Source organism: Allochromatium humboldtianum (assembly GCF_013385175.1).
GTDB lineage: Bacteria > Pseudomonadota > Gammaproteobacteria > Chromatiales > Chromatiaceae > Thermochromatium > Thermochromatium humboldtianum.
This window is the reverse complement of the sequence record NZ_JABZEO010000005.1, coordinates 76,026-97,934: the sequence shown is the minus strand read 5'-3', so window position 1 is coordinate 97,934 and position 21,909 is coordinate 76,026. Positions and strand designations below refer to the sequence as shown.

Genomic DNA, 21,909 nt, shown 5'->3' with positions numbered 1-21,909 from the left:
GACCCATGTCCCAGAACTCAGATCCGCTTCGTCTCACCGATCTTCCAGACGCTATCCCCGCGCGACTCGCCGAGATCCGGGGTGGACGCCAGCTCACGCGCCGTCTGCTGGCGCTGGGGCTACGCCAGGGCAGTCCGCTGTGCATCGTCCAGCGGCGCGGCAAGGGGCTGGTGCTGGCCAGCGGCGAGCTGCGGATCGCCATCGGCACCGGGATCGCCGAGAAACTCTGGGTGAGGCCGGAGAGCGATCAGGCCGCACTCGCGATGCAAGCCGAATCTGGAGACGAGGCGGCATGAACGGAACCGATCGCGACACCGCCGCCAACGTCGTCAAGCTGCGCCCGCCACTGACGCTCGCCCTGGCCGGCAATCCCAACTGCGGCAAGTCGGCGCTCTTCAATGCGCTGACCGGCATCCGTCAGACCACGGGCAACTGGCCGGGCGTGACGGTGGAGCGCAAGGAAGGCTCGCTGGAGCTGGACGGACGCCGGGTGCGTGTGATCGACCTGCCCGGCATCTATTCGCTCGACGCCAGCTCGCTCGACGAGATGGTCACGCGCGACTATCTGCTCGGGCGCGAGGCCGATCTCATCGTCAACGTGCTCGACGCCGGCAACCTGGAGCGTCATCTCTATCTGACCGTGCAGTTGCTGGAGATGGGCGTGCCCGTCCTGATCGCGCTCAACATGATGGACATCGCACGCAAACGCGGCATCCGGATCGATACCGAGGCGCTGGCCGAGGCGCTCGGCTGTCCGGTGGTGCCGCTGGTGGCGGTCAGCAAGGAGGGTCTGACCGAGTTGCAGGCACGGCTGCTGGCCGTGGCCGAGGGACGCGAGCCGGCCGGCATGGCGCTCACGCATGGTGAATGCGTCGAGGCTGCGGTGCTGGAGCTGCTGCCCCGGCTCGAAGGCGCGGGGGACGGCGACACCGACGCCGGACACGCCAACGCCCGCTGGCTGGCGCTCAAGCTGCTGGAGTCCGACCCCATCGCCGAGCACGCCGTCGGTCTCGAGACGCTGAAGCTCGCCGAGTCACTGCGCCAGCAGATCGCCGAGCGCACGGGCGAGGATGCCGACCTGCACATCGCCGACACCCGCTTCGGCCATGCCCATGCACTCGCCCGGCGTGTGGTGCGCGAGGAGCGGCGTGTCGAGCGCACGGTCTCGGATCGCATCGATCAGGTGGTGCTCAGCCGGGTGTTCGGCATCCCGCTGTTTCTGCTGATGATCTATCTGATGTTCATGTTCACCATGAACATCGGCGGGGCCTTCATCGACTTCTTCGATCAGGTCGGGCAGGCGCTGTTCGTCGACGGGCTCGGCGAGTTGCTGGGCCGGGTCGGCGCGCCCGACTGGCTGACCCTGGTGCTGGCCACGGGCATCGGCGGCGGTCTCCAGGTGGTCGGCACCTTCATCCCCGTCATCGCCAGTCTCTATATCGTGCTCTCGATCCTGGAGGATTCGGGCTACATGGCGCGCGCGGCCTTCGTCATGGACCGCTTCATGCGCTCGATCGGGCTGCCGGGCAAGGCGTTCGTGCCGCTGATCGTCGGCTTCGGCTGCAATGTGCCGGCGGTGATGGCCACGCGCACCCTGGAGAGTGAACGCGAGCGTAAGCTGACGATTCTGATGAATCCCTTCATGTCCTGCGGGGCGCGGCTGCCGGTCTATGCGCTGTTCGCTGCCGCTTTCTTTCCGCACTCGGGACAGAATCTGGTGTTCGTGCTCTATCTGACCGGGATCGCGGTGGCCATTCTCTCGGGTCTGGCGATGAAGCATACGCTGCTCAAGGGCGACAGCTCGGGGCTGCTGATGGAACTGCCGCCCTATCATCTGCCGACCGTCAAGGGCGTGATGCTGCGCACCTGGGACCGGGTGAAACTCTTTCTGCGCGAAGCGGGCAAGATCATCGTGCTCATGGTGCTGGCGCTCAATCTGCTGGCGACCATCGGCAGTGACTGGAGTCTGGGCAACCAGGACAGCGAGCACTCGATCCTGGCCGAGGTCAGCCGTACCGCCACGCCGCTGTTTGCGCCCATGGGGATTCGCGAGGACAACTGGCCGGCGGTGCTCGGTATCTTCTCGGGCGTGCTGGCCAAGGAAGTGATCGTCGGCACGCTCGATTCGCTCTATGGTCGGCTGGCCGCCGAGTCGCATCCGATCGAGGAACCCGAACCCTTCGATCTATGGAGTGCGCTGGGCGCGGCGGCCAGCTCGATCGGCGATAATCTCGGACATCTCGGCGAGCGTCTGCTCGATCCGCTCGGGCTCGACATCGGCGAGGCGAGCGACCGCGAGACGGCCGCCGTCGAGCAGGGTGTCCAGACCGGCACCTTCGGCGCCATGGCCGAGCGCTTCGACGGTCAGGCCGGGGCGTTTGCCTATCTGCTGTTCGTGCTGCTCTATTTCCCCTGTGTGGCCACCATCGGGGCCATCGTGCGCGAGTCGGGCGCGGCCTGGGCGACCTTCGTCGGATTCTGGACCACGGGCATCGCCTTCCTGACCGCGACCGTCTTCTATCAGACCGCCACCTTCGAGCGCGACCCGCTCACGGCCGGACTCTGGATCGGCGGCGGGCTGGGACTCTTCGCTGCGGTGCTGATCGGTCTGCGGCTGTGGGCGGCGCGCGCGCCCTGACGTCTAGGCCGACAGCAGCGCGTTGCTCTCGGCCATCACGTCCTCCATCAAGACCTCCAGTTCGGCCAGCTTGATGTCCTTGAGGCCCAGGATCTGGGCCTCGGGCATGGCCGCGAGTTCGATCTCGGGATCGGCCGCCTGACCCACGCCGAGCTTGCGACAGAGGACATCCATCAGGCGGATGATGATCAGGAGCGGGTCGCCCTCGTCGAAGCGTTCGGCATGGTGATCACGGGCGATCCGGGCATAGACCTCCGGCAGTTGCCACTTGGTCATCAGCCGATAGCCGATGTCGGTGTGCAGGCTGTCCAGGATCTCGTTCAACAGGGAGTCGGTGAGCGCCAGGGAGAGGCTCTGATCCTTGCTCAGCTTCTCGAGCATCTTGAGCAGCGAGAGTTCGCCGATATCGTGCAGCAGGCCGGCCAGGAACGCCTCTTCGGCACGATCGTCGTAACCGGTCTCCTGGGCCAGCCAGCGTCCGCCGTTGGCGCAGACGAAGGAGCGACTCCAGAGCGCCGTCATGTAGGGGGCGATCGAGTCGACCTTGCTGGTATGGGCCAGCAGTTGCGATGTCACCATCGCCAGATTGACCACGCGCTCCATCCCCAGGCGCACGAGCGCCGCGCTGACGGTGTCGACCCGTTTCAGGCCGCCGTAGAACGAGGAATTGGCCAGCCGCAGCAGGTGGCTCGCGAGCGACTGGTCCTTCATGATCAGATCGGCGATGTCCTTCATGGACATCGTGCTCTCGGCCTGCAACGCCTGGCGCAATTCGAGCGCGACCGGATTGAAGACCGGCAACTTGAGACCGCCGGAGACGAACTGCTCTTCGATCAATTCCTTGATCGACTTGGATTGGCTGGGCTTGGGGGTGTCGGTGGATGGGGCAGGCACGCCGGATGTCTCGCAAGTCGTGGGTGATGGCCGGCCGGGCGAACCGCTCGCGGGGCCGGATTCAGGATTTCGGTGTCTCGCCGGCCAGACGCCAGATGTCGCGCAGCGGACGCGGACGGCTCAGGCGCGGCAGGTGACGCAGCACCTCGTGCAGACTGGTCTGCCCCAGGGCCGCCTTGCTCAGGCCGTCCTCCAGGAGCGTGATCAGGCCCGAACTCTCGATGCTCACCCGCCGGATCTCGGCGGAGGTCCGCTTGTTCAAGATCGCATCCTTGACCATCTCGTTCAACACCAGCAGTTCGAAGACGCCGACCCGTCCCGAATACCCCGTATAGTGACAGGCCGGGCAGCCACGTCCCTGGCGAAATGCGGCGCCGACCAGATCGGCCTGGGTGCAGCCGAGCCGGTGCAGATCATGGGCGGTCGGCCGATAGGGTTCGGCGCACTGCGCGCAGACGTGACGCAACAGACGCTGGGCCAGCACGGACACCACGGTCGAGGAGATCAGGAAGGTCTCGATCTGCATGTTCATCAGCCGCAGCAGACCGCCGATGCTGTCTTCCGTATGGAAGGTCGTCAGAACCTTGTGACCGGTCAGGGCCGCCTGGATGGCCGATTCGGCCGAGTGCTGGTCGCGGATCTCGCCGAGGACGATGACGTCCGGATCCTGGCGGACCATGTGGCGCAGCGTCTCCTCGAAGGTGAGGTTGATCCTGGGGTTGAGATTGCACTGGGCGATGCCGTCGATGACGTACTCGACCGGATCCTCGGCCGTGATGATGCTGCGCTCCATGTCGTTGAGATAGTTGACGCAGCCGTAGAGCGTCGTGGTCTTGCCGGACCCCGTGGGGCCTGTGATCAGGATGACCCCGCTCGGCAGTTCCAGGGCATCCTCGACGAAGCGTTCGAGCACGCGCGGCGAGAGTCCGACCTCCTTGATGTCGAGTAGCTCGGCCTTGCGACTGAGCAGGCGCAGCACGATCTTCTCGCCGAAGATGGTGGAATAGAAGGAGGCGCGGACATCGGTCTTCAGACCCTTTTGTACATCCTCGAAGCGGAAGCCGCCACCCTGGTGGCGGCGCTTCTCGGTGATGTCGGCCTGGCACAGCACCTTGAGCCGGCTGCTGACGGCCGGCGCCATGGCGAGGTCGAATTCCTTGCGCAGCATGAGGATGCCGTCCTGGCGCATGCGCACACGGATCTGCTGGCGCATCGGCTCGATATGGATGTCGCTGGCGCCGAGCGTCAGGGCATCGACGATCAGGCCATCGATGACGCTCGCCGCACTGGCCTCGTCGACCTCCACCGCGCCTTGGGGGGCATTCTGGCGGCCTTCCTCGTAGTTCCTGATGGCGTCTTCGATGGCACGCCTGGTACTGATCGCGGCGACCACCGTGCCGAAGGCCCCTTCGGCGGCCTGTCGGGCGGCGGCATCGAGCGGATTGCGAAAGGCGACGACGACGCCTTCGTCGTCGCGACGCATGGGCACCGCTTGAAAGCGTTTGCACCAGCTGGGGTTGACCTGGAACAGGAGATCACGCTCGATCTTGGCAAAACTGGGTTCCTCGTGGAGGAACCCGAGTTGATCGGCCAGTACCTCGATGAGCTGATATTCCTGGATCAGACGTTTTTCGAGCAGGATCTCGCCGAGCCGCTTGCCCTGGAATTCAGCTTCCTTCTGGGCCGAGAGGGCGGCGCGCAGTTCCTGGGGCCGGATATACCCCAGTTCGACCAGCAGATGGCCCAGCGGCACGACCTGACGATGTTCGCGCAGTGCCTGACTGAGCTGCCGGGTGTCCAGATAGTCCAGTTCCTGCAGCACCTTGGTCAGCGAGTGGGCGTTGCGGAGCTTGCCATGCACGCGGCGCGCATAGGACAGCTGCTCGGCGGTGATGATTCCACTGTCGAGCAGAATGTCGGCGATATGGTGACGGACATCCCGGGGCTGGCGGGATAGCTCGTCGGGTGACGTCTCTGCGACGGTCGAGGTGTTCATCGGGTGTGCGGGCTGGCCTCCCGGACCTGGCCTTGGCAAGATGGCCGATGATACCGCGAACGGATGTCGTCGGGAGCGCTCAGGCTGTCACGACCGCATCGCCTATCCGTTGCGCATGCGCTATAAAGGGGCGCGACACTCTCCTCCGGACCCATCATCATGCTGCTCTCCTGGCCGACCTGGGCGATCCATCTGTTCACCGTCACCGAATGGGCCGTGGCGATGGGGCTGTTCTGGCGGTATGGGCGGTTGATCCGGCGCCCTGGGCTTCAGGTGTTCGCCGTCTGCATGGGGCCGCATCTGATGTCGGGACTGCTGATCCTGGGTTTTCACCTCAGCGGCGACACGATGCGCGGGCTGCTGGAGGTCTCGCGGCTGACGAACCTGGGCGGGAGTCTGCTGTTGCTGACGGCGACCCTGGCGATGGCGCCGGCGCTGAGACGTTGGCGGCGCTGGGTGTGGGGGATCGTGCCGGTGGGGTTGGTCTGGGTCGCGTCGGCGTACTGGCCGCTGCTCGGCGAGCACAGCACGGCGGTATTGGGTACGGCCAATGTGGCCTATCTGGCGTTCCTGTTGAGTCTGATCTGGGTCTATCGCACCGATCGCGTGCCGTTCTCACCGCTGACGATCGGCGGCTTCTGGTTCCTGCTGGTCTTCGTCGCCGTCACCATTTTCACGACGCGGATCGCCACGGTCGGGCTGGGCCTGCCGAGTCTGTCGCACGCCGATGTCCTGCATGGGCTGAGCGAAAGCCTGCTATCGGTCGCCAATCTGCTCGTGGCGCTGGGCGTCTATCGTCGGATCGAAGCCCAGCGAAAACCGGGGTTATTTTCCGATACAAAAACTGGAAAAGATCCGTCCCAGTAGATCATCGGACGTGAACTCGCCGGTGATCTCGCCAAGTGCGTGTTGGGCCAGATGCAGTTCCTCGGCGACCAGTTCGGCGCCGAGTCTCTGCTCCAGGTTGGTCGCAGCCGTTTGCAAGGCACCGCGCGCGCGTTCCAACGCATCGAGATGACGACGCCGCGCGATGAAGGCGCCTTCAGGATGCGCGCTCAGCCCGGCGCGCGATTTGAGGTGCTCCTTGAGCAGATCAAGACCTTCGCCGGTCGCGACCGAAAGCGCGATCTCGACCTCGCCACCCCGCTCGATGAGATGCGCCGGTTCGCCGAGCAGATCGATCTTGTTGCGGATCCGGGTGACTGGACAGCCGGCGGGGAAGGTGGTTCGGATCGACTTGTCCGGCTCGTGATCGACGGCCTGCACCCATAGCACCAGATCGGCATCTTTCAGAGCCGCTTGGGCGCGACGCACCCCTTCCTGTTCGACCGGGTCATGGGTGTGGCGTAGTCCGGCCGTATCGACGATCCGGATCGGCAGTCCATCGACCTGAATGTCGAATTTGAGCAGATCGCGCGTGGTGCCGGGGATGTCGGTGACGATGGCGGCGTCCGAGCCGCAGAGCGCGTTGAGCAGGCTCGACTTGCCGACATTGGGCGCGCCGGCGATGACGACTGCCAAGCCTTCGCGAATGATCTGGCCCTGATGGGCGTCGGCCAGAAGCCGGTCGACGGCTTCCAGAACCGCGCTTAGATCAGCCGCGACGGTCGGCTCGTCGGCCAGATCGATCTCTTCGTCCGGAAAGTCGAGCGTGGCCTCGACATGCAGCCGCACCTGGATCAGACGCTCGACCAACTCGTTGATCCGTTGCGAAAAGACCCCTTGCAGACTGCGCCCGGCCAGCCGCACGGCGAGCGCGGTCGAGCTTTCGATCAGATCGGCGACCGCCTCGGCCTGGATCAGATCAAGCTTGCCGTTCAGGAAGGCGCGTTCGCTGAACTCGCCCGGACGCGCCAGCCGTGCGCCCAGTTCCAGACAGCGGCGCAGCAGCAGATCCATGACGATGGGTCCGCCGTGCCCCTGGAGTTCAAGCACGTCTTCGCCGGTGAAAGAGCGTGGCGCCTGGAAATAGAGCGCCAGCCCCTCGTCGATGAAGGCGCCGTCGACCTCGCGAAAGACGCCGAAGGCTGCGCGACGAGGTTCAGGAACACGCCCGAGGATGGCTTCAGCGATGGAACGCGCGCGCGGCCCGCTGACCCGCACGATGCCCACACCGCCCATACCGGGCGGCGTGGCGATGGCGGCGATGGTCTCGCCGGTCGTCGTCATCTCAGCGACGCGCCGCGTCTCAGCGCCGACGCTTGGCGGTCTCCACCTCCAGGTCGCGCGTGATCTTCCACTGCTGCGCGATCGAGAGCAGGTTGTTGACCGTCCAGTAGAGCACCAGACCCGACGGGAAGAAGGCGAAGAACACGGTGAACACGAACGGCAGGCTCATCATGATCTTGGCCTGGAGCGGGTCCGGCGGCGCGGGATTGAGCTTCTGCTGCACGAACATGGACACGCCCATGATCAGCGGCAGGATGAAGTAGGGATCAGGCGCCGAGAGGTTGTCGAGCCAGAGCACGAAGGGCGCCTGACGCATCTCGACGCTCTCCAGCAGCACCCAGTAGAGCGCGATGAACACCGGAATCTGCACCAGGATCGGCAGACAGCCGCCGAGCGGATTGATCTTCTCGGTTTTGTACAGCTCCATCATCGCCTGATTCAGGCGCTGCTTGTCGTCGCCGTAGCGATCCTTGAGCGCCTGGAGCCGGGGCGTGATCTGGCGCATGTGCGCCATCGAACGATAGCTGGTCTCCGAGAGCTTGTAGAAGGCCAGCTTGATCAAAATGGTCAGCACGATGATCGACCAGCCCCAGTTGCCGACCACGGCATAGATCCAGCTCAACAGCCAGTAGATCGGCTTTGCGATGACGGTCAGCCAGCCATAGTCGACCGCCAGTTCCAGACCAGGGGCGATGTCCTCCAGCGTGCTCAGGAGCTTGGGACCGACGAAGAGCTGATTCTCGAACACATGCGCGGTGCCGGGCGAGATGCTGACCGGCTGCGAATACTTGCCGATGATGTAGCGCGAGTTGTTCAGCGCGTTGGTGTAGAAGGTCTCGGCCACGGCGCGCGGCGGAACCCAGGCCGCGAGGAAATAATGCTGCATCATGGCGATCCAGCCATCGGTCACGGTGCGGTCGAGCTTGCCCTTGGCGATGTCCTCCAGCGAGACCTTCTTGTACTTCTCCTCCGGGCTGTAATAGACACCGCCCGTGAAGGTGCTGATGAAGCGGGTCTCGTTGGGATCGTACAGCTCGGTGCGCTGGAGCTGGTTGTAGGCGCGCGCGATCAGGGGGGCGTCGGTCTGATTTTCGACCACCTGACGCGACTCGATCAGATAGCTTCCGCGCGTGAAGGTATAGATCTTCTTGACCCGGACGCCGGCGTCATTGGTCCATTCGAGCGCCACTTCGAGCCGGTCGGCGCCGGGTTGCAGCTCATATTGGCTCTGCGCGCTGGTGAAGATCGCCTCGTGGGTCGGCAGCAGATCCGGTTTCTCGCCCAGCAGTCCCGACTGGACGACGAACATGTTCGGCGGCACGGGCTTGAGGAGCTGGAACTTGTCGTCCGGACGCTCGGGGACGACGGCATAGTCGAGCAGCCAGGCGCTGGCGATGGTCGCGCCGCGCGGCGAGATCTCGAGACGCAGCACGTCGGTCTCGACCCGGATCGGCGTCTCGTCGAGCGCCGCCGACAGGGACGCACCGTCCGGCACCGCGCCGGGCGTGGTCGAAACGGTCGGGATCTCATTGGCGGAGGGCACAGGAATGCCGGGAGCGCCCTGGATCTGCTCCTGTGCGACCGGGAGCTGGGCGGGACGGCCATAGTCCTGCATCCAAGACTCGTAGATCAGAAACAGCACCGCAGCCAGTGCAAGGAAGAGGAACAAGCGCTGGTTATCCATGAATCGTGGTCTGCCTTTTTTCAGGGACGGGATCGATACCGCCTGGATGCCAGGGGTGACAACGCAACACGCGGCGCAGGGCCAGATAGCTCCCGCGCGCGACGCCGTGGACCTCGATGGCCTCCACGGCATAGTGGGAGCAGGTGGGGTAGAAGCGGCAACGCGGACCGAGCAGCGGACTGATCAGGTATTGGTAGACCCGAATCAGCCCGATCAGGATTCGACGCATGATGATTTCTCGATGTGCGCCCAGGCTCGCTCCAGGACGTCGAACAGCCGCTGGTTCGACTCACGGGGCGCACCCTGGGCACAGAGCACCACGATATCGACTCCCGGAAGCCGCCGACCGGATCGCCGAAAGCTCTCTCGCGCGATCCGTTTGAGTCGATTGCGATCGACCGCACGGCGGGCGCATTTTTTGGCGATGGCCAGACCGAGACGCGGCTGATCGAGGCCATTGGGACGATAGAGTACGACGAAACTCTGACGACTGGCTCGATTCGCGTCGGCGAAGACGCGCTTGAACTGACTCGACTGGGTCAGGCGTCGTTCGCGTCCGAATCCCTCTCCGGAGTCGCCGGTTCGTTCCAGGGTGCTCAGGGGATCAGGCGGGCACGGCCCTTGGCACGACGCGCGCTCAGAACCTTGCGGCCATTGCGCGTGGCGTTACGGGCACGGAAACCATGGGTACGAGCCCGCTTCAGGCGGCTGGGCTGAAAGGTGCGCTTCATGAACGGTACTCCGGGAATTCGGTGGTGGGGCAGGGCCTGATGACCCAGCTATAAAAGGGCTGGAAATTTAGGCAATTTTTCATCCAAAGTCAATCGAAACGCGCGTCCGATCGGTTCAGGCTGTGGATAAGTCCGCGCAAGGACGCTAGACTTGCACGCTGGCTCAGGAAACGTGCCGCGTCCGGCGGCTCTGTTCGCCGGCTCCATCATCCAGTTCCAGTCCTTCGCAATCATCCGGGTGGCGCCGTCGCGCGCGCCGCCGTATCCGAACCGAGACGACGCATGTCGGGAAACGCCGTGGCCCTGTGGGAGCACTGTATCAATCAATTGAAGGCCGAACTGACGTCCGCCGAGTTCAATACCTGGATCCTGCCCCTGCAAGCGCGCGTGGATGGTCCCTTGCTCAGGCTGCTGGCGCCGAACCGATTCGTGCTCGACTGGACGCGCAAGCACTATGCCGACCGTCTGCTCGAACTCTGTGCGCGCCACAGTCAGGGCGAGGTCTCGGAGATCCATTTCGAGGTCGGTGAGTTCGCGCGTGAGTCCGGGCCGGCGAAAGGGAAGGGGGCCCGTACCGGCTCGAAGGCGACCGCGATCGACTCGGATCTCGCCACGCGGCGCGCGGCGGCCAACCTGAACGCTGACTTCAATTTCGATACCTTTGTCGAGGGCAAGTCCAACCAGCTCGCGCGCGCGGCCTCGATCCAGATCGCCCGCAATCCGGGCAGCACCTACAACCCGCTGTTCATCTATGGCGGCGTCGGGCTGGGCAAGACCCATCTGATGCACGCGGTCGGCAACGTCATCCTGGCCTCCAATCCGAGCGCCCGGGTCGTCTATCTGCACTCCGAGCGCTTCGTCGCCGAGATGATCAAGGCCCTGCAACACAACCGCATCGAGGAGTTCAAGAAGACCTATCGCTCGGTCAACGCGCTTCTGATCGACGATGTGCAGTTCTTCGCCGGCAAGGAGCGCTCGCAGGAAGAGTTCTTCCATACCTTCAACGCGCTGCTTGAATCCCGCCAGCAGATCGTGCTCTCCAGCGACCGCTTTCCCAAGGAGGTGACTGGGCTGGAGGAGCGTCTGCGTTCGCGCTTCGGCTGGGGGCTGACGGTGGCCATCGATCCGCCGGATCTGGAGACCAGCGTGGCCATCCTGCACTGCAAGGCGACCCAACTCGGGGTGGAGCTGCCGGAGGACGTGGCCTTCTTCGTCGGACGGCGTATTCGCTCGAACATTCGCGAACTCGAAGGGGCGCTCAGACGACTGGTGGCCAATGCGCACTTCACCGGCAAACCGATCACGCTGGAGTTCGCCAAGCAGGCGCTGCGTGATGTACTCGTGGCCCAGGACAGACAGGTCAGTCTGGAGAACATCCAGCGCACGGTTGCCGACTATTACAAGTTGCGGACATCGGATCTGCTCTCGGCCAAGCGCAGTCGCTCGCTGGCGCGCCCGCGCCAACTGGCGATGGCGCTCGCCAAGGAACTGACCAAGCACAGTCTGCCTGAGATCGGCCAGGCCTTCGGTGGACGGGATCACACTACGGTCCTGCACGCCACGCGCAAGATCAAGAGTCTGCGTGAGAGCGATGCGACGATCGAGGAAGACTACCGGAATCTACTGAGAATGCTGACGCTGTAGAGTGACTCCATTCAACTGAATCGACACACTATCCCTATACTCAATAGCCAGCACGCCAAGCTAGCGCTATCCATTTCCGCAAGATCATGGAGCCACCGATGGAATTCGTTGCCAACCGAGAAATCGTCCTGCCCGCGCTCAATAAGGTGGTCGGCGTCGTCGAGCGCCGTCAGACCCTGCCGATTCTGGGTAATCTGCTCGTCGTCGCCCGCGAAGGGCGCGTCACCCTCACCGGCACCGACCTGGAAGTCGAGGTCAAGACCAGCTTTGAGGCCGAGATCCAGCAGGAGGGCGAGACCACGATTCCAGCCCGCAAGTTGGTCGACATCTGCCGCAATCTGAGTGAAGGCGCCGAGATCCGTCTGCGCGTCAAGGATGAGCGCTGTGTCGTCACCTCGGGGCGCGGACGTTTCACGCTCGGACTGCTGCCGGCGGCGGACTTTCCGACCATGGACCTGGAGGAGGGCGGTTTCGACTTCCAGATCCAGGAGAGCCAGCTCAAGCGGCTGCTCGACAAGACGGCCTTTGCCATGGCGCAACAGGACGTTCGTTACTATCTGAATGGTCTGCTGCTGGAACTGCACGCCACCGTCCTGATCGCTGTGGCTACGGATGGACATCGACTGGCCAAGTTCGTCACCCCGCTCGATCTGACCCTGGATAACGAGCGTCAGGTGATCGTGCCCAACAAGACGGTCATGGAACTGAAACGTCAGCTGGGCAGCTCGGACGATCCGATCTCGATCCGTCTGGGCGAGCGCAGTCTGCGCGTGGTGGTCGGGGCCATGACCCTGACCTCCAAGCTCGTCGATGGTCGCTATCCCGAGTACGAGCGTGTGATTCCGGGCCATAGCGGGCGCACGGCCACGGTTGAGAAGGACGCATTGAAGCGCGCGCTCTCGCGCACCTCGATCCTGTCGAACGAAAAGTATCGCGGTGTGCGTTTGAGCTTCGATCCGGGCACACTCAAGCTGCTGGCGCACAACCCCGAGCAGGAGGAGGCCGAGGAAGAGATCGAGATGGAGTATGACGGCGAGTCGATCTCCATCGGTTTCAACGTCGCCTATCTGATGGACGTGCTCGGCGTGGTCGATGAAAGTTCGGTGATCATCCATTTCCAGGATGCCAACGGTAGCTCGATCTGGCGTGGCGTGGGGAGCGAGAGCGAGACCTTCGTCGTCATGCCGATGCGACTGTGAGGCGTCTTCGTGTGCTGACTCGAACGCCCTGATCCACGTGATCTGGAGGAATGTTCCACGTGGAACACTCGGACGTCGTTTCAGAGTCTCCCGGTCCGGCGTTTCACGGATCACGCTCGATGTTCCACGTGGAACATTCGGACGTGGTTCCGGGACCGGGACTGCGTTCACTTCGCCTCGAGTCGCTGCGCAACATCCGGCGACTCGATCTCGCCTTCGATACTCAGCCCCTGCTCCTGACGGGGGCCAATGGCGCCGGCAAGACCAGTGTTCTGGAAGCCATCTATCTGCTGGCGCGTGGCCGAACCTTTCGCGGAACCAAGGCCGGGCCGCTCACCACCCAGGGCGAGTCATACACCCGCATCGAGGGTGTCTATCAATCATCCGACCATGACGTGGTGCGCCTGCGTTATGTCAAGGAGGGCGCCACGGCTTCACGTGACATCCATCCGCCGCTGTGGCTGGAGACCAGCGGGGCGGATTGGCGCTCACCTTTGCAGGTCAAGCTAGTCGGCGAGAACCCCCAAATCCTGCTCGACGGCGAGCCGAGTCTGCGACGTCGTTTCCTGGACTGGAATGTGTTCCACGTGGAACATCGTTTCGCCCAGATCCACAAAGATTTCACGCGCGTTCTGATGCAGCGCAATGCGGCCATTCGGTCGGGTGGCGGTCAGCATGGGCTATGGGATCGCAGTTTCATCGCACTGGCCGAATCCATGGATCGCCGGCGTGCCGCGTTCCACGCTGAATGGCGTGCGTGCTTTCTGGATCTGCGTGACGACTATCCGTTTTTGCATGGTGCCGATCTGCGCTATCGACGCGGCTGGCCGGATGGCCGGGAGCTAGGCGAGACCCTGGCGTCACTGGCCGATCAGGAGTCGGCGCGCGGCTATACCCTGGCCGGTCCGTCACGCGCCGACTTTCGTGTCGAGCCGGGGGAGGGGAGACGCGGCTTTTCGCGCGGACAGGCCAAGATCGTAGTCGCGTTGCTGCAACTGGCCGCCGAGCGCGTCCATCGTGCTCATGGACGTGAGCCGGTCATCTGGCTGCTCGATGATCTCGAAGCCGAACTGGATCGCACCATGGCCGAGCGGCTGTGGAACGCCTTTGGTTCCACGGGGAATCAGGTCATCGCGACGCGCGTGGCGACCGATGGCGATCCGGGGATCTTTGGTGATACGAAGTCGCTGACGATGTTTCACGTGGAACATTCAGGCTGAGACGGCCATGGCTAGGGCTCCACGCCCAGCTTGGCGAGCTGATGATGTTCCACGTGGAACATCCGGCTGAGACGACATGGCTACGGAAACACGCCCAGCTTTGCGAACTGACGATGTTCCACGTGGAACATTCCGAGTGAAACATCGGCTCAAGAACGCTCAACCAACCTGGATGCGGTTTCCATACCCAGTCATTTCCAGATAGCCGCGCCCGATCTCGCGCTCGTCCTCGAACAGACGCATCGCACCTTCCCAATAGATGGTTCCCGTCGAGCGACGGCTGTCGAGTTCCTGGTCGTCCATCAGCGGCTGGAGGCGGTAGCGACGCTCACCGATACGCAGATCCCATTCGATTGGGTATTCGATCCCGGTGCGTGGCGATTGCCAGCGCCGAATCGGGAACCACTCGACCTGCTCGGGGCCGAGCGACTGGGTACGACCATCGGAGAAGCGCCGGGTGGCACTGGCCCAAAGCGCCGTACCGTCGGGACGGCGCATCCGAAAAGCCATGAGAGCGCCGCCATCGTCCAAGTTCAGGCCGACCCAATCCCAACCATCGGCGCCTTCGGGACTGTAGGCGCTCGACCATTCGTGATCCATCCAGGCACGCCCGCTCACCGCTTGGCGGCGACCGTCGAGCGTCACCTGGCCGTCGACCTGCAACTGTGGTCGGCTGTAATAGTAGCTGGCGTGATACGGGTCGGGCGCCTTGCGGCTGAAGCCCTGGTCGCCATTGAACATGGGCGGCCCAGTGAAGGCGAGTCGGAGGTCATAGGCGAAGTCCTCCGCGTTCACGCGGGTGACATAGTGGTCATCCATCTGCTCGAACGACCAGTCATCGAGCCGGACATGAGCCCGATCCGTGGCATATCCGGCACGCTCGAAGCCCGTGCGGGCGGCGCGTTGATCGTGACGCAAGCGACCCAACCGAGGGTCGGCGATGGCCGCATGGGCCAGCAGCAACTGGCGTGGAGCGAAGGCGCTCGGGTTGTCCTCACCGATTCCGGTGCGCACGCGAAAGAAGGTGATCTGAAAGCCGAACGGATCGCCCTCCGTCCCCTTGAGCCAACCGGTCACATACCACCATTCGGTACGGAATCCCGGGTGAGCACCCTCGTCGTCCGGGAAGCGGAGGACGCGACCGGGGAGCACGGCGTCGAAGGCGACCTTTGAATCGGTCTCCGCGCCGTTAGATCCTGCGGACGGTTCGACCGCCGCCAGGATGCGGGGCAGAGGCAAGCCGGCGAGGGCCAGCAGACAGGTACGTCGATGCATCACCAATCCTCACGCACGGCCAGCACAGCATCCTGGCGCATCGCCTGTCGGCCCGCGAGCACGGCGGCCAGACTGGCCAGACCAGCGAGCGTGCCGGCAAACACCAGGAGCGACAGCCAGGGGACGCTCAGGTCCATGCTCCAGTGAAAACTCTGACGATTCACGACCTCAATCAGAATCCAGGCGATGGCGCCGCCGACCGTCAATCCGCCGAGTATCCCGATACCGGCCGCCAGACTGCCTTCGAGGGCGAGCAGGCCGCCGATCTGGCCGCGTGTCAGTCCCAGGTGGCGCAGCAGACCGAACTCCCGGCGTCGCGCGGCCGCGAGCGCGGCGAAGCTGGCCGCCACACCCGCCAGACCGATGATGACGGCCGCGGCCTCCAGCACATAGGTCACGGCGAAGGTGCGGTCGAAGATCCGCAGACTGATGGCGCGAATCTCACCTGGAGCCGTGACCTCCAATGCACCCGAACCGCCCGCCGACTTGAGCGCTTCGGCCACGCTGAACGCATCGGCTCCGGGCGTCAGCCAGATGGCGGCGTCCTGCACCGAGCGATCACCTGTCAGACGCCGGTAGTCGGCGAGGTCCAGCATGAGACTGCCGGTCTGGCGCGCATAGTCACGCCAGATCCCGGTGACCCGAACGGACACCTCGGATCCGGCCAGCGGCAGCTGAACACGATCACCCGGACGCCAGCCCTGGAGGTCGTGCAGCGCCTCGGAGATCCAGATCGCCGTCTCGCCCTCGGCCACCGCGTGGGCCGAGCCGACCAGAGGGAGTTCGCGTCCATCAGACGACACGGGCCGGGCCAGCAGGGCGACCGGCGGTTGTCCGGGGACCAGTCGCAGGCTGTCATGGCGGGTGAACTCGACGTGGGCCACACCGGGCACGTCCGCGAGTCGCGCCTGTAACGCCTCGTCCAGGACACCGCCGCTCTGAACCCGTCCGGCGCGCAGATAGAGATCGGCGGGCAGGATCTGGCCGAGCCAGACATCGACCGAGTCGCGCAGTGAGTTGACCATGATCGCCATGGCCACCACCAGGGCTACGCTGGCAAGGACGCCGGTGGCGGCGACCGCGCCCATCCCCGGAGCTGCGCGTAGCCGGGCGGCCGCCAGCCGCACAGGGACCGGCCCCCACAGCGGCAGGATCCGAGCGAATCCGGAGGCGAGCATCGGCAGCCACAGGATGCTTCCAGCCAGCAGGCCGAAGATGGCCAGATAGCCGCCGAGCGGCAGCTCCATGATTGGCGGCAGGGCGCAGAGCGGCAGACTCATGAGCATCAGGGCGAGTCCGAGTCTGGGGTGCCCGCGCCGCTGCGACAGGGCCGAATCGTCGCTCGCCTTGAGCGCCTGAGCCGGTGCAATGTCGGCCGCGTCGCGCGCCGGGAGCCAGGCCCCGGCCACACCGGCCCCGACACCGAGCAGCACGTACAACCCACTGGCCCAGGGATCGAACCTCAGGCTCGGAGACAAGCCGGAGAAGAATCCGGCACCCAGATCACCGCCGAGGAGTTCGAGCAGACCGAAAGCGAGACCATGCCCCAGCGCCACACCGACCACGGCGCCCAGAAGTCCCACGAGCGCCCCTTCCGCCAGCAACCAGACAAAGAGCTGGCGGCGCGCCAGTCCGATCGCACGCAGGAACGCCAGCTCGGTATGCCGTCGCACGACCGACAGCGCCTGCGCCGAGAAGACCAGGAAGGCGCCGGTGATCAACGCCATGGCGGCCAGCAATGTGAGATTGACCCGGTAGGCGCGCGAGAGATTCGACGCCTGACCCTCGGCCGCTTGTGGAACCTCCAGCCACACACCCGCCGGCAGTAGCGGCTCCAGCGCGGCGCGGGCCGCCTGGACGTCGAGTCCCTCGACCAACTTCAAGTCGATGCGCGTCAATCGCCCGATCCGGTCGAAATGATTCTGAACCGCCGCGATGTCCATGACGGCGAGCCGGCGATCCTCGGCGGCTCCAGGCAGATCACCGGCCACCCGTAACTCCAGCGGCTGAGAGCCGGCATAGACGCTCAGCCGGTCGCCGGGTTGGACAGCCAGGGCGGTCTGAGCAGCGGCACTGAGAAAGACGCTGTCTTCGGCGAGCGATGTGAGGCGTGATTCGCGCTCGGCTCGATCGTCGATCTCCACCGGACGTGCCAGGAGCGCGGGCGTGACGGCACCGACCGCGAACAGATCCAGACCCAGGATGTTGAGCGTATCCGTAGTGCCGATGCGCTCGGTCCGGACCTCCAGCACGGGACTGGCCTGCGCGACCTCGGGGCGTGCAGCCAGCCGTGCATAGAGCGCCTCGTCGAAGCCGGTACGAGGACCGACGACCTGGAGGTCCGCGGCGCCGGCCAGGGTGCGCAGACCGCGACCGAACTCGGCGAGTGCGGCCTGATTGACCGCCTGCACCGCCATCCCCAGCGCGACCCCCAGCACGATGGCGGCAAAGGACAGGAGTGTCGCCGCGCGACGCCGCCCCAGTGAGCCGAGAAAAACCCAAGCCAGCCTCATCCGTGCAGTCCCTCTGGCGTGAGCTGCAACACGCGATCGGCGCTCTTGGCCGCCTCCGGCGAGTGCGTGACCAGGATGCCCATCGCCCCTGAGTCCCGAATACGCTCGCCCAGCAACTTCAGCACGCGAGCCGCATTGGTCGGATCCAGGTTGCCCGTTGGCTCGTCGGCCAGGACCAGGCGCGGCTGGTGCACCAGAGCCCGGGCGATGGCGACGCGCTGCATCTCGCCCCCGGACAGCTCGCGCGGCCAGCTCTCGGCACGGTCGCCCAAACCCACGGCATCAAGCAGGCTCTCGGCCTGACGCTCCGCCCGCCGGCCGCCCTGACCCTTGAGCCAGAGCGGCAAGGTGACGTTCTGACGCAGCGTGAGATGTGGCAGGATATGGAACGCCTGGAAGACGAAGCCGAGCTTGTCGCGCCTCAGTCGCGTCAAGGCGTCCTCGCCGAGCGTCGCATAGTCCTCGCCGTCGAGCGCAAGACGACCGCGATCGGGCCGATCCAGACCGGCGATCAGATTCAGCAGCGTGGACTTGCCGACGCCGGACTCGCCGGTGATGGCGACATACTCGCTCGGCTCCAGACGCAGTGAGATGGCCTCGAGGACTGAGCGGCCATTGAACCGGCGGTAAAGATCGGAGATTTCGAGCATGGAGACTGGAGAACCGGGGTGGATTGGCGAGGAAGGCGCTGGGCCATGAAAGCTACAGGGTGGTGCCGGGATAGGACGAGCACAAGCCTACCCGCTTTGAGAACGGCGCCCACTCGGATGTAAACGATGTTCCACGTGGAACATCGCCTCGACCGACGGTTCGGTTCCACCCCCAACGTCCGCACTCGGAACCTGGTTCGAATAAGGTTGAGAAACGGATGCAAGACTGAGTGAAGCGCCCTTTCAGGAGGCTCTTTGTGAGACGGCTGAACTGCTGCGGAGACACAATGATCGCTGATCGCTGCTCAAAGCCGGCGCACTGGGCCGGCATGCTGATTCTCATGCTCTCGACCGGACTGCCCCTGGCTGAGCCGGTCGTGCGCGACGTGCCGATTCATGGGAACCCCAGGCAGGTACCTGTTCGCCAGATCGTCATTCATGCCACGGGCGGTCCGGATTGCGATCCGTCCCGGAGTTTTCGCGGAGGCAGCCTGGAAGGGATCGTGGGGCATTTCCAACGCAACCGGAAGCGGATCAGCATCCACTACATCATCGGTCGGACGGGGGAGGTCGTGCGTATGGTGCCGGAAACCAGGGTCGCCTTTCATGTCCGAGGCCACAACGCCGACTCCATCGGCATCGAACTCGTCAATGACGGCGACGGCCGTGATCCGTTCACTGAACCGCAGATCGAAGCATTGGTCATGCTCTTGCGGGATCTGCTGGCGCGTCATCAGTTGGACGGCGCCGCCCTGAAGTCTCATGCCGAACTGGATGACAGTGAACTGGTGTGCGGCGGCCGACGTCTCAAACGCAAGGTCGACCCCGGCGCGACCTTTCCCTGGGAGCGCATCCGCGCGGCGCTGAAGGAATAGACCGTACCCTTGTGATGTACGACCGGCGGATCGAACTCACCCCATTCACAGCGCCTGTCATCATTCGACTTCTGTCGTTGCGCAATCGTCGCTGGCATTCAGCGCCGGGTGGGATTCGCCAAGCGCATCCAGCCAGATGCACAGCAGATGGTCGCGTAGCGCCTGTCCGCCGGCGGCATTTGTCATCACCACGAGCCCGGCGCGGCGTTCCGGGATGGCCGCGATGAGGTTGTGCCAGTTGGGCAGGTTGTCGCCGGGGTGATAGGCGAGTTGTCGACCGCTGTCGAGCAGGGTCAGCGCCATTCCCAGACCGTAGCGCGAGCCCTCGAGGCCCAGATCATTGTCCGATTGCGGCATCGGGGTCAGCAGGCGTTGAATCAGCTCCGGCGGCAGCAGGCCGCGACCGGGTTCTTCGCCGCAGGGACCGGGCATCAGCACCGCGAGCAGTCGGGCGAGATCGTCCGCTGTGGTTTGCAGCCCGGCGGCGGCCAGCGCGGTGAAATGCCGCGCCGGGGCGGGGCGACCCTGGTCGTCGAAGCTGGCGGCCAAGGGGGGGGATGAGGCGGGGGCGGCGGGAAAATGGCTCCGGGTCATGCCGAGCGGATTGAAGATGCGGTGGGCCGCGGCGTCGGCGAAGGGCTCGCCGGCCTGGTCGTGGATCAGCAATTCCAGCAGACTGTAGCCGCCGCCTGAGTAGCGAAACGCCTGACCGGGCGGCATCACGACCTCAAGGGGCGTGTCGTCGGCGTCCGCCGCGGCCTTGAGCGAGTCGAGCAGCGACTGCGCCGGGGTTCCCGGCGGGAAGCCGCCGTAGCCGGGCACGGACAGCCCGGCGGTATGGCTCAATACCCGCGCCACGGTCACGGCGTTGCTGTCGAAGTCGGAGGCGGGGAGCTGCCAGGCACCGGCGCTTTCCCGCACTTGGGGCATGATGGGTCGATCGAGCGCGACGCGCCCCTGGTGCACCAGACTGAGCACGGTCAGGGCGGCGACGGGCTTGGAAATCGAAGCGGCCTGGAGCAGGGTGCTCGCGGCATCGACCGCCACTCCGGGCGTTCCGTTTTCCTGCGGCGGAATCGCCCAGCCATAGCCGCGGCTGAAGTCGGGCGCGCCGTCGCGAACCAGGGCCACAGCGGCACCCGGTACCTGATAGCGCGTCAACAAGCTCGGCATGGCGGCGTCGATGCGCTGCCGCTCGACCGAAGCGGAGTCGTCCTGAGGATCCAGGGTCGCGTGACAGGCGGATTCGGCCCGCGCAAAACCTGTGATCGAGAGCGCGGACGCGGCTGTAACCAAAATCAGGATGGCGATTCGCATCGAGGATACTCCTTGATGTTCATGGTGCCGGCCACCCTGGATGATCGATCCGCGGGATTCACGGCAAAAGGACGGGCGATGGTCGCGGACCAAGGGCAAGCCGATGAGAGCACTTGGGCCGCCGGACTCCGTGGCTTCGATCGGCACTGTTTGGCGAATCCGATGGGACGCTGGGATCGAGCGGCCGTTGGCAATCATAATACCCTCGCGTTGCGCGGCCGGCGCGAGTATGCGGATCGCGATGCCGAACCCGCGCTCGGGGGCAATGGCCTCGATCATCTTATCGGACTGGGAGCGAGGACGTCCCGCGTTCAGCCAGAGTTCAGTTTGCGCCCTCAAACTGGCCGCGCTGGTCGAGCCGCCGAGCGGATGCGTCCGCGGGCGAACCGGGCTTGATCGGCATGAACCATCAATGCCGAGCGAGGCAGCCGAAGGAGGAGCCAACCGATGAAACGACAACACCTGATGACGGCCACTGGGCTTGGACTGCTGTTGGCCATGGGGAGTCCGCTGGCCAGTGAGCGACTCGACCACGACGAGATCAGCCAAGGGCGCGAGAGCGGCGCCATCCTGTCGATGGAACAGGTGATGGCCGGCGCCCGCGCCGAGCAGCCGGGTGAGATCGTGGAGATCGAACTCGAACGGGAAGACGGCGCCTATCGGTATGAGATCAAGATTCTGGCCGCCGACGGAGCCGTCCACAAACTCTATCTCGACGCGGCAACCGGCGGCCTGATCAAGCGGAAGGCAAAGTAAACCCGCTCGTCAGCGAGGCCCGGACCATCACCATGACGCCTGTTGCTCATCTATCGCGCCTCTTTCTCATCGGCTCGATGGTCTTCAACACCGGAGCCTTGGGCGATCACCTGGATCACGACAGCGTCAAACGCCTGTGCGACGAGGGCCATATCCTGTCCATGTCCGAGGTGATGCGACGGGCCGCACTGATTCAGCCGGGGCAGTTGCTGGAAGCAGAACTGGATCGGGAGGACGGGCGCTATGTCTACGAGATTCGCATCCTCGACCCGGCCGGTCGAATCCATGAACTCGAACTCGATGCCGCCGGCGGCGCCCTGATCGAATCCTCACACGACGACTGAGCCG

The 21,909-nt window shown here is 64.7% G+C and carries 20 protein-coding genes; 9 read left to right on the top strand and 11 right to left on the bottom strand.

Going from position 1 to position 21,909, the window contains the following annotated elements; all coding sequences use genetic code 11:
- Positions 1-5: 5 nt before the first annotated feature.
- Both HW932_RS09005 and feoB read left to right on the top strand, forming a co-directional pair.
- Positions 6-296 (top strand): FeoA family protein, encoded by a 291-nt coding sequence (locus HW932_RS09005; RefSeq protein WP_176976159.1) that lies wholly within the window; start codon positions 6-8, stop codon positions 294-296.
- Positions 293-2,638, top strand: a complete 2,346-nt coding sequence (feoB, locus tag HW932_RS09000) for a Fe(2+) transporter permease subunit FeoB (protein ID WP_176976158.1) — start codon at positions 293-295, stop codon at positions 2,636-2,638. The genes HW932_RS09005 and feoB overlap by 4 nt, the downstream gene beginning before the upstream one ends.
- 3 nt (positions 2,639-2,641) lie before the next feature.
- On the opposite strand, the gene HW932_RS08995 is transcribed toward feoB, so the two are convergent.
- Together HW932_RS08995 and HW932_RS08990 are read right to left on the bottom strand one after the other, a co-directional pair.
- Complete coding sequence (locus HW932_RS08995) at positions 2,642-3,532, bottom strand: HDOD domain-containing protein (RefSeq protein ID WP_176976157.1); 891 nt, start codon at positions 3,530-3,532, stop codon at positions 2,642-2,644.
- Between the two features lie 61 nt (positions 3,533-3,593).
- Positions 3,594-5,528 carry a GspE/PulE family protein gene (locus tag HW932_RS08990; RefSeq protein WP_176976156.1) on the bottom strand — a complete coding sequence of 645 codons (1,935 nt, stop codon included), beginning with the start codon at positions 5,526-5,528 and terminating at the stop codon, positions 3,594-3,596.
- Positions 5,529-5,687: 159 nt separating this feature from the next.
- Between HW932_RS08990 and HW932_RS08985 the strand changes: the two genes are divergently transcribed.
- Positions 5,688-6,395 carry a DUF2499 domain-containing protein gene (locus HW932_RS08985; protein WP_176976155.1) on the top strand — a complete coding sequence of 236 codons (708 nt, stop codon included), beginning with the start codon at positions 5,688-5,690 and terminating at the stop codon, positions 6,393-6,395.
- On the opposite strand, the gene mnmE is transcribed toward HW932_RS08985, so the two are convergent.
- The 5 genes from mnmE to rpmH are packed head-to-tail and all read right to left on the bottom strand — an operon-like array spanning position 6,354 to position 10,112.
- Positions 6,354-7,697, bottom strand: coding sequence for a tRNA uridine-5-carboxymethylaminomethyl(34) synthesis GTPase MnmE (mnmE, locus tag HW932_RS08980; protein WP_176976154.1), 1,344 nt, complete (start codon positions 7,695-7,697; stop codon positions 6,354-6,356). The genes HW932_RS08985 and mnmE overlap by 42 nt on opposite strands.
- A gap of 19 nt (positions 7,698-7,716) precedes the next feature.
- On the bottom strand, positions 7,717-9,381 hold the full coding sequence (gene yidC, locus HW932_RS08975; protein ID WP_176976153.1) for a membrane protein insertase YidC: 1,665 nt from the start codon (positions 9,379-9,381) through the stop codon (positions 7,717-7,719).
- Complete coding sequence (gene yidD / locus HW932_RS08970; protein ID WP_012972287.1) at positions 9,374-9,610, bottom strand: membrane protein insertion efficiency factor YidD; 237 nt, start codon at positions 9,608-9,610, stop codon at positions 9,374-9,376. The genes yidC and yidD overlap by 8 nt, the downstream gene beginning before the upstream one ends.
- Complete coding sequence (gene rnpA / locus HW932_RS08965; RefSeq protein WP_281358202.1) at positions 9,595-9,972, bottom strand: ribonuclease P protein component; 378 nt, start codon at positions 9,970-9,972, stop codon at positions 9,595-9,597. The genes yidD and rnpA overlap by 16 nt, the downstream gene beginning before the upstream one ends.
- 5 nt (positions 9,973-9,977) lie before the next feature.
- Positions 9,978-10,112, bottom strand: coding sequence for a 50S ribosomal protein L34 (gene rpmH, locus HW932_RS08960; RefSeq protein ID WP_176976152.1), 135 nt, complete (start codon positions 10,110-10,112; stop codon positions 9,978-9,980).
- Positions 10,113-10,394: 282 nt separating this feature from the next.
- Between rpmH and dnaA the strand changes: the two genes are divergently transcribed.
- The 3 genes from dnaA (at position 10,395) to recF (ending at position 14,175) form a co-directional block, all read left to right on the top strand.
- Positions 10,395-11,756 carry a chromosomal replication initiator protein DnaA gene (gene dnaA / locus HW932_RS08955; RefSeq protein WP_176976151.1) on the top strand — a complete coding sequence of 454 codons (1,362 nt, stop codon included), beginning with the start codon at positions 10,395-10,397 and terminating at the stop codon, positions 11,754-11,756.
- 98 nt (positions 11,757-11,854) lie between these two features.
- Positions 11,855-12,955 (top strand): DNA polymerase III subunit beta, encoded by a 1,101-nt coding sequence (gene dnaN / locus HW932_RS08950; RefSeq protein ID WP_176976150.1) that lies wholly within the window; start codon positions 11,855-11,857, stop codon positions 12,953-12,955.
- 128 nt (positions 12,956-13,083) lie between these two features.
- Positions 13,084-14,175 (top strand): DNA replication/repair protein RecF, encoded by a 1,092-nt coding sequence (recF, locus tag HW932_RS08945; protein WP_176976149.1) that lies wholly within the window; start codon positions 13,084-13,086, stop codon positions 14,173-14,175.
- A gap of 159 nt (positions 14,176-14,334) precedes the next feature.
- Here the strand turns inward: recF and HW932_RS08940 are convergent, their stop codons facing one another.
- From HW932_RS08940 to HW932_RS08930, 3 genes are read right to left on the bottom strand one after another with little or no spacing between them, the layout of a single operon-like run.
- Complete coding sequence (locus HW932_RS08940; RefSeq protein ID WP_176976148.1) at positions 14,335-15,450, bottom strand: lipocalin-like domain-containing protein; 1,116 nt, start codon at positions 15,448-15,450, stop codon at positions 14,335-14,337.
- Positions 15,450-17,963 (bottom strand): FtsX-like permease family protein, encoded by a 2,514-nt coding sequence (locus HW932_RS08935; RefSeq protein WP_176976147.1) that lies wholly within the window; start codon positions 17,961-17,963, stop codon positions 15,450-15,452. Before HW932_RS08935 ends, HW932_RS08940 begins: the two co-directional genes overlap by 1 nt.
- The gene (locus tag HW932_RS08930; protein WP_176976146.1) at positions 17,960-18,613 is read right to left on the bottom strand and encodes an ABC transporter ATP-binding protein; all 654 of its coding nucleotides are present in this window, start codon (positions 18,611-18,613) and stop codon (positions 17,960-17,962) included. The genes HW932_RS08935 and HW932_RS08930 overlap by 4 nt, the downstream gene beginning before the upstream one ends.
- A 287-nt stretch (positions 18,614-18,900) precedes the next feature.
- On the opposite strand from HW932_RS08930, the gene HW932_RS08925 reads away from it, so the two are divergent.
- Complete coding sequence (locus HW932_RS08925) at positions 18,901-19,488, top strand: N-acetylmuramoyl-L-alanine amidase (protein WP_246296741.1); 588 nt, start codon at positions 18,901-18,903, stop codon at positions 19,486-19,488.
- 60 nt (positions 19,489-19,548) lie between these two features.
- On the opposite strand, the gene HW932_RS08920 is transcribed toward HW932_RS08925, so the two are convergent.
- Entirely contained in the window at positions 19,549-21,084 is a 1,536-nt protein-coding gene (locus tag HW932_RS08920; protein ID WP_176976145.1) for a serine hydrolase domain-containing protein, read from the bottom strand.
- 168 nt (positions 21,085-21,252) lie between these two features.
- On the opposite strand from HW932_RS08920, the gene HW932_RS08915 reads away from it, so the two are divergent.
- Positions 21,253-21,561 (top strand): PepSY domain-containing protein, encoded by a 309-nt coding sequence (locus HW932_RS08915; protein WP_176976144.1) that lies wholly within the window; start codon positions 21,253-21,255, stop codon positions 21,559-21,561.
- A gap of 32 nt (positions 21,562-21,593) precedes the next feature.
- On the top strand, positions 21,594-21,905 hold the full coding sequence (locus HW932_RS08910; RefSeq protein ID WP_176976143.1) for a PepSY domain-containing protein: 312 nt from the start codon (positions 21,594-21,596) through the stop codon (positions 21,903-21,905).
- The last annotated feature ends 4 nt before the right edge of the window (positions 21,906-21,909 follow it).

Coding starts and splice junctions, on each gene's coding strand:
- HW932_RS08930 (WP_176976146.1), bottom strand. CDS start 18,613: ATGCTCGAAATCTCCGATCTTTACCGCCGGTTCAATGGCCGCTCAGTC.
- HW932_RS08935 (WP_176976147.1), bottom strand. CDS start 17,963: ATGAGGCTGGCTTGGGTTTTTCTCGGCTCACTGGGGCGGCGTCGCGCG.
- feoB (WP_176976158.1), top strand. CDS start 293: ATGAACGGAACCGATCGCGACACCGCCGCCAACGTCGTCAAGCTGCGC.
- yidC (WP_176976153.1), bottom strand. CDS start 9,381: ATGGATAACCAGCGCTTGTTCCTCTTCCTTGCACTGGCTGCGGTGCTG.
- rpmH (WP_176976152.1), bottom strand. CDS start 10,112: ATGAAGCGCACCTTTCAGCCCAGCCGCCTGAAGCGGGCTCGTACCCAT.
- mnmE (WP_176976154.1), bottom strand. CDS start 7,697: ATGACGACGACCGGCGAGACCATCGCCGCCATCGCCACGCCGCCCGGT.
- HW932_RS08910 (WP_176976143.1), top strand. CDS start 21,594: ATGACGCCTGTTGCTCATCTATCGCGCCTCTTTCTCATCGGCTCGATG.
- dnaA (WP_176976151.1), top strand. CDS start 10,395: ATGTCGGGAAACGCCGTGGCCCTGTGGGAGCACTGTATCAATCAATTG.
- HW932_RS08985 (WP_176976155.1), top strand. CDS start 5,688: ATGCTGCTCTCCTGGCCGACCTGGGCGATCCATCTGTTCACCGTCACC.
- HW932_RS08915 (WP_176976144.1), top strand. CDS start 21,253: ATGAAACGACAACACCTGATGACGGCCACTGGGCTTGGACTGCTGTTG.
- HW932_RS08940 (WP_176976148.1), bottom strand. CDS start 15,450: ATGCATCGACGTACCTGTCTGCTGGCCCTCGCCGGCTTGCCTCTGCCC.
- HW932_RS08925 (WP_246296741.1), top strand. CDS start 18,901: ATGATCGCTGATCGCTGCTCAAAGCCGGCGCACTGGGCCGGCATGCTG.
- dnaN (WP_176976150.1), top strand. CDS start 11,855: ATGGAATTCGTTGCCAACCGAGAAATCGTCCTGCCCGCGCTCAATAAG.
- HW932_RS09005 (WP_176976159.1), top strand. CDS start 6: ATGTCCCAGAACTCAGATCCGCTTCGTCTCACCGATCTTCCAGACGCT.
- HW932_RS08990 (WP_176976156.1), bottom strand. CDS start 5,528: ATGAACACCTCGACCGTCGCAGAGACGTCACCCGACGAGCTATCCCGC.
- yidD (WP_012972287.1), bottom strand. CDS start 9,610: ATGCGTCGAATCCTGATCGGGCTGATTCGGGTCTACCAATACCTGATC.
- HW932_RS08920 (WP_176976145.1), bottom strand. CDS start 21,084: ATGATCGAGGCCATTGCCCCCGAGCGCGGGTTCGGCATCGCGATCCGC.